At 69.8% G+C, this 6,430-nt stretch carries 5 protein-coding genes; 3 read left to right on the forward strand and 2 right to left on the reverse strand.

The window, feature by feature from the left end; genetic code table 11:
* Both FV217_RS21440 and FV217_RS21445 read left to right on the forward strand, forming a co-directional pair.
* The coding region (locus tag FV217_RS21440) for a glycosyltransferase (RefSeq protein WP_246683097.1) at positions 1-2,028 on the forward strand (2,028 nt) is incomplete at its 5' end.
* A 166-nt stretch (positions 2,029-2,194) separates the two neighbouring features.
* On the forward strand, positions 2,195-3,850 hold the full coding sequence (locus FV217_RS21445) for a glycosyltransferase family 2 protein (protein WP_147820520.1): 1,656 nt from the start codon (positions 2,195-2,197) through the stop codon (positions 3,848-3,850).
* A gap of 5 nt (positions 3,851-3,855) precedes the next feature.
* On the opposite strand, the gene purC is transcribed toward FV217_RS21445, so the two are convergent.
* Both purC and nth read right to left on the reverse strand, forming a co-directional pair.
* A complete protein-coding gene (gene purC / locus FV217_RS21450; protein WP_147820522.1) occupies positions 3,856-4,650 on the reverse strand; it encodes a phosphoribosylaminoimidazolesuccinocarboxamide synthase in 795 nt (264 codons plus the stop codon).
* A 226-nt stretch (positions 4,651-4,876) separates the two neighbouring features.
* Positions 4,877-5,680, reverse strand: a complete 804-nt coding sequence (nth, locus tag FV217_RS21455; protein WP_147820524.1) for an endonuclease III — start codon at positions 5,678-5,680, stop codon at positions 4,877-4,879.
* Between the two features lie 20 nt (positions 5,681-5,700).
* Here nth and FV217_RS21460 point away from each other — a divergent pair, with 20 nt between their 5' ends.
* Positions 5,701-6,222, forward strand: coding sequence for a DUF2244 domain-containing protein (locus FV217_RS21460; RefSeq protein WP_147820526.1), 522 nt, complete (start codon positions 5,701-5,703; stop codon positions 6,220-6,222).
* Positions 6,223-6,430 lie beyond the last annotated feature (208 nt).

Below are 6,430 nucleotides of genomic sequence, written 5' to 3' on the forward strand. Positions count from 1 at the left end.
GCGCCCGGCCGCTGGCACGGCCGTGCCGCCGCCTTCACGCTCGAACCCATCGGCGATCCGCTGTTCGAGCGCCGCCTGCTGCCGGCCGGGCGGCTGCGCGATCGCTGGATCGTGCTGACCTACCGCATGGATCCGCTGGCCCCGCCGCTCCGGCCGATGCTCCGCCTCGTGCGCGCGGGCGGAGAGACGCAGGATGTCGTTCTGCCGGGCGTGGCGCTGGGCTCTGCCTCCTGGCTCGGCCTGCTTCCGGCGGACCTGGACGAGATCCGGCTCGCGGCAGGGCCGGGCTTCGTTCTGGAGCGGGTGGGCCTGCGCGGCCATGCCAGCGTGCTCGCCGAATGCCTTCAGAAGCGCCCGATCCGGGTCGTGCCGGCGCTCTACAACCGGTTCCGCGGCGACGCGCGACGCTATCGCGACATCCTGCGCGGGGCCTGCGCGGTCAGTCCGCTCGCCCGCTATCCCGGCTGGCGAACCGAGCGCCTGCGCGCCCCCGCTCCGACCGAGCACGGCACCGAACTTGGTGCCGGGTCTGCGATCCGGCTGATCCTGTCGGCGCGCCGCTCCGAAGCCGCCGCCGTCGGCCGGACGCTGGCGAGCTTGATCGCGCAGCATCACCGCGCCTGGTCGCTCACCATCGCCTGGATCGGCGACGATCCGCACGAGCCGGTCGAGCACGGCGACCCGCGCATCGCCGAATCCGCCTGGGACGCCGCCGCCCCCGCGGCCGGGCTTCTCGCCGGGGCCGACGCCCTCGGCCTCCTCCGCCCCGGCGACCGGCTGTGGCCGGATGCGCTGTCGATCCTGGCGCGCCGTCTCGCCGGCCCCGACGCGCCGGATTGCGTCTATGCCGACGAGGAGGTGGCCGGCGCCTCGCTCCAGCCCAGGCTCAAGCCCGACTGGAGCCCCGACCTCGCCCGCGTCACCGGCTATACCGGCCGGCCGGTGCTATTCTCACGAGCCCTGATCGCGTGTCTCGGCGACACTCCGGTCGGGCCGCCGGACGGGCTGGCGTTCGGCCTCGCCGCGACGTCGGCTGCACGAACCGTCGCCCACGTCCCGCGCATCCTCTGCACCACCGCGCCGAGGCCCGACGATACCGCCGCACGGGCGCAAGCCCTCGACGGCCATCTCATCGGAGCCGGCTCAGCCGCCCGTGCCGAGATCCGAGGCGGCATCCTCGATCTGCACTGGCCGGTGCCGCAGCCGGCGCCGCTCGCGAGCATCGTCATCCCCTCGCGCGACAGGCTCGACCTGATCGGCCGGGTGACCGAGGGCGTGCTGCGGAGGACCGACTATCCGTCCATCGAACTCGTCATCATCGACAACGGCTCGACGGACCCCGCCGTGTTGCGGTTCTACGAAACCCTGCGCGCCGATTCCCGCGTGCGCATCGTGCCCTATCCGCACCCCTTCAATTTCTCGGCGATGACCAATGCCGGCGTTCGGGCCTCGCACGGGCAGGTGCTGGTGCTCCTCAACAACGACATCGCCGTGCTCAAGCCGGGCTGGCTCTCGGCCCTCGTCGCCCAGGCCGTGCGGCCGGAGGTCGGGGCGGTCGGGGCCAAGCTGCTCTACGAGGACGGCACGCTCCAGCATGCCGGCGTCGTCGCCGGTCTCGGCGGCCGCGCCGGCCACATCCTGCGGCGACGCCCCGGCGACACCCCCGGCCATCTCGGCCGGTTGCGCGTCGCGCACGAGGTCTCGGCGGTGACGGCGGCGTGCCTCGCCGTGGAGCGCCGAAAATTCGACGCGGCTGGCGGCTTCGACGAAACCACCTTCGCCATCGACTTCAACGACGTCGATTTCTGCCTGCGCCTCGGTGCTCTCGGCCTCAAGACGATCTGGACGCCGCAGGCCACGCTCTCCCACCTCGAATCGGTCAGCCGCGGCCGGCCGAAGGGCGAGGAGCGCCGCCGCTTCGAGCGCGAGGCCGACACCTTCGCCGCCCGCTGGCGCGACGTCATCCGCCACGACCCGTTCTACCACCCGGCCCTCTCCCTCACGACCTTCGGCGAGGACCTGGAGTGATGTTTTGGGAGTATGGCGTCGCGCCGAAGACACCCGTCGTTGCGAGCGCAGCGACGCCATCCAAGGCCCGACCCGCACCGGCGGAGCGACGGACCAGTATGGCTTCTCCTCCTCGCAATGACGGGGAGGGAGGTGTGTTGTCGGCAGGGCCGGGGCCCGCCCGCCGATGACCGATCGCAAGACGCCGTCACCCGATACGGACCCAACCGCCCTGCGCTTCGCCTTCGCCCAGAAGCGACACCTCTCGGCGATCCTCGCGGCGCTCATGCGGCACCCGCGCGACGCGCGCGCGATCGCTTGGGCGCGCCTCACGGGCAAGCGCCTGCGCGCGCGACAGAAATTCGCCGCACTCGCCGGCATCGATCATCGGCTGTGGCTGCCATCCGGCTGGGGACCCGGGCTGGAACCGGCCGCAGCCCTTGCCGCGCACGACATCGCCGTCACAACGGCTGATGCACCGTCCGGCCCGGCGAGCGGCCATGCCGCGATCGTCGTGCTCCTCGCCCCCGGCCACACCCTCCTCGCCGGCGCCGCCGCGGCCATCGCAAAGGCCTTCTCGGAGAATGAGGGGCTTCAGGCGCTCTATGGCGACGCCCTCGTCGAAGGTGACGACGGCAGACTCCTGCCGATTCTCCGCCCGGCCTTCGATCCCGACTTCTTTCGGAGTCTCGACGCCGCCGGTCCGGTCGTCGCGGTGCGAGCGGCGCGCCTCGCCGGCATCGAACGAAGCCTCGTGCCGGGGGCCGAAGCCCTTGCCTTGCTCCTGCACATCGAGGCCGAGGGCGGCGCCGTTCGCCATCTCCCGCGCCTGCTCTCGATCGCGCCGCTCCCCCGGAGCCACGGGCCGAGCCCCGACGCCCGCCTCGCGGCCGTCCGCGCCGACCTCGACCGGCGCGGGGAGAGCGGTACCCGCATCGCGGTCGACGACGGCATCCTCGCCGTCACGCGCCCGCTTCCCGAGCCCCGCCCGCTCGTCAGCCTGATCGTCCCGACCCGCGACCGCCTCGACCTGCTTCGGCCCTGCATCGCCAGCCTCGTCGCCCGCACCGATTGGCCGGCCAAGGAGATCCTGATCTGCGACAACGGCAGCCGCGAGCTCGACACACTGGCCTATTTTCGCGATTGCGAAGCCCGCGGCATCGCCCGAATCGTCCCCTGTCCCGGCCCGTTCGACTTCGCCGGCATGAACAACCGCGCGGCCGAGGCGGCGCAGGGCCGCCTGCTCGCCTTCGTCAACAACGACGTCGAGGCGTTTCAGCCGGATTGGCTAGAGCGGATGGTACGCGAGGCGCTGCGGCCGGATGTCGGCGCTGTCGGGGCCAAGCTGCTTGACGGGGAAGGCCGCATCCAGCACGGCGGCGTGGTGCTCGGCACCGGCGGCCTCGTCACCCACGGCCACCGGCATTTTGCGGGGGATGCGCCGGGCTATCTCGGTGCGCTGACGGTGACGCACCGGGTCTCCGCCGTGACCGCGGCCTGCCTCGTGGTAGAGGCCGAAAAATTCCGGGCGGTCGACGGCTTCGACGCGGAGCACTTTGCCGTCGACTTCAACGACGTCGATCTGTGCCTTCGGCTGAACAAAGCCGGCTACCGCACCCTGCTGGTGCCCTCCGCCGTGCTGCACCACCGCGAGGCGGCGAGCCGGATCCGCTCATCGGAGGCGGAAGCGCGCCATCGTCGAGAAGTGGCGAACCTGAAAAAACGATGGGGGCCGCTGCTCGCGCAGGACCCCCATTATCACCTGGGCTTCGACCCGAACCTGTCGACCCATGCGCGGCTGCGCAGGGGCTGGACCGGCCTGGAGCCGGCCGAGCCCCGCTAGAGCGCCTACTGGACCAGACGCGGCCCGCCGGTCTGCACCTTCTCGTTCTCGGACATGATGCCGAGGCGCTTGGCGACTTCCGTGTAGGCTTCGATCAGGCCGCCGAGATCCTTGCGGAAGCGGTCTTTGTCGAGCTTGTCCGCGGACTTGATGTCCCAGAGCCGGCAGGAATCGGGGGAGATCTCGTCGGCGACGACGATGCGCATCAGGTCGCCTTCCCAGAGGCGGCCGGTCTCCATCTTGAAGTCGACGAGGCGGATGCCGACGCCGAGGAAGAGGCCGGACAGGAAGTCGTTGACGCGGATGGCCAGCGCCATGATGTCGTCGATCTCCTGGGGCGTGGCCCAGCCGAACGCCGTGATGTGCTCTTCCGAGACCATCGGATCGTTGAGCGCGTCGTTCTTGTAGTAGAACTCGATGATCGAGCGCGGCAGCTGCGTGCCCTCCTCGAGCCCCAGCCGCGTCGCCAGCGAGCCGGCGGCGACGTTGCGCACCACCACCTCGAGCGGAATGATCTCGACCTCGCGGATGAGCTGCTCGCGCATGTTCAGCCGACGGATGAAGTGCGTCGGCACGCCGATGTCGTTGAGGTGCTGAAACAGGAACTCGGAGATCCGGTTGTTGAGCACGCCCTTGCCGTCGATGACCTCATGCTTCTTGGCATTGAAGGCCGTCGCGTCGTCCTTGAAATGCTGGATCAGCGTGCCGGGCTCGGGACCCTCATAGAGGACCTTCGCCTTGCCCTCGTAGATGCGACGGCGGCGATTCATGGGCGTGTACCGTGGTTTGAGGAAGTCCATGGGCCGTGGCTCCTTGCGGGACTGGCACCTGATGCGGGATCCGCGGCGCGGCGACCCGGAGCGGGGTCGAGCAGCGAAAGACGTCATCGGCGATAGTCTTCCACGGCCGTGTGCCAAACTACCCGATGCGCATTGGCAGCACAACGCGTTAGCCGGTGCAGCGGCATGCATGCGAAGCTGCCGTCGCGCGGCGATCGCCCTCGGCCGGCGTGAGGGACCGCTCCGTTCAGGAGGCCGCCGCCAGCGGCTCCACGGTCTTCGAGGGATACCGGCACAGATCCGCGATCGGGCAACGCGGGCATTCGGGCCGGCGCGCCTTGCAGATGTAGCGCCCGAACAGGATCAGCCAGTGATGGGCGTTGAGCAGGAAAGGCTCGGGCACGATGGCCTCCAACCCCGCCTGCACCTTGTCCGTCGTCGCGGCGACGACGAGGGGAATCCGGTTCGCGACCCGGAAGATGTGGGTGTCGACGGCGATGCGCGGCACGCCGAAGGCCACGTTGAGCACCACGCTCGCGGTCTTGGCGCCCACGCCCGGAAGCACCTCCAGCGCCTCGGCGGTGCGCGGCACCTCTCCATCGTGCCGCTCCACCAGGATGCGCGAGAGCGCGATGACGTTCTTCGCCTTGGTATTGAACAGTCCGATGGTGCGGATGGCGTGGCGTACCCGCTCCTTGCCGAGGTCGAGCATCTTCTGAGGCGTGTCGGCGATGGCGAAGAGCGGCGTGGTCGCGATGTTCACGCCCTTGTCCGTCGCCTGGGCCGAAAGCACCACGGCCACGAGCAGCGTGTAGGCGTTCAGGTAGTGGAGTTCGGCCCGTGGCTCGGGGTTGGCGTCGCGCAGCCGCGAAAAGATCGTGGCCAGGGTCGCGGCGTCGACGGGCTCGGGGGTCGTGTCGATCGCGGCGACGAGGGGCTTGGCCAGCCGGGCTCCCGCCTTCCCCTCGGCCTTCCCCTTGGCTGGACGCCCGATCGCGGCCTTTTCGCCGCCGGCTGGTTTTGTCACGGGCGGCGGCTTCCTGGCGGGCATGCGGGCGTTATATTGACCTCATGGCGAGCGGCAACCTCCAGGCCCATCCCGACGGGCTCGATCCCGATACGATCGACCGCCCTCTCTACGAGACGGTCATCCGTCCGCACCAATCCCTGAGCCGGGACGGCTTTCGGATGGTCATGGCCTTCTGTTGCGCCGTTTCCCTCGTCACCTCGATTGCCTGCCTGCGCATGGGCTTCTGGCCGATCGCCGGCTTCTTCGGCCTCGACATGCTGGCGCTCTACGCGGCGCTGAAGGTGAGTTTTCGGCGCGGGCGCTCGTTCGAAGAGGTGGCGATCTCGCAGATCCAAGTGGTGCTGGCCCGGGTCAGCCATCGCGGCGAGCGCCGCGAATGGCGCTTCAACCCGCTCTGGACCAAGCTGACTCGTGTCGAGGACGAGGAATTCGGCCTGCGGACCCTGACCTTGGTCTCCCGTCATGAGCATGTCGCAGTGGCGCGCGATGCATCTCCCCCGGAGCGTGAGCTGGTGGCGCAGGGTCTGAGCCGGGCATTGGCCAAGGCGAAGAAGGGCTACTGACACCGCGCGCTCGCACAGGGTGACACGGCATGGTGCGACGCCCCCGGGGCGTACGTTCTCGTGCTGCAGTGCATTTTCCGATTGACGTCTCCGGTCTGTCTCCGTATATCCCTGTTCATCGGCGCCGGCCGCGGAAGCAGCTCGGTGGCCTTCGCATCTTCTGAACAATCTGCGGGAAGTGTCCGGCGACTGTCGGGCGGCCTGCTTT

The sequence above is a fragment of the Methylobacterium sp. WL9 genome (assembly GCF_008040035.1).
GTDB classification, from domain to species: domain Bacteria; phylum Pseudomonadota; class Alphaproteobacteria; order Rhizobiales; family Beijerinckiaceae; genus Methylobacterium; species Methylobacterium thuringiense.

Coding starts and splice junctions, on each gene's coding strand:
- FV217_RS21445 (WP_147820520.1), top strand. CDS start 2,195: ATGACCGATCGCAAGACGCCGTCACCCGATACGGACCCAACCGCCCTG.
- purC (WP_147820522.1), bottom strand. CDS start 4,650: ATGGACTTCCTCAAACCACGGTACACGCCCATGAATCGCCGCCGTCGC.
- nth (WP_147820524.1), bottom strand. CDS start 5,680: ATGCCCGCCAGGAAGCCGCCGCCCGTGACAAAACCAGCCGGCGGCGAA.
- FV217_RS21460 (WP_147820526.1), top strand. CDS start 5,701: ATGGCGAGCGGCAACCTCCAGGCCCATCCCGACGGGCTCGATCCCGAT.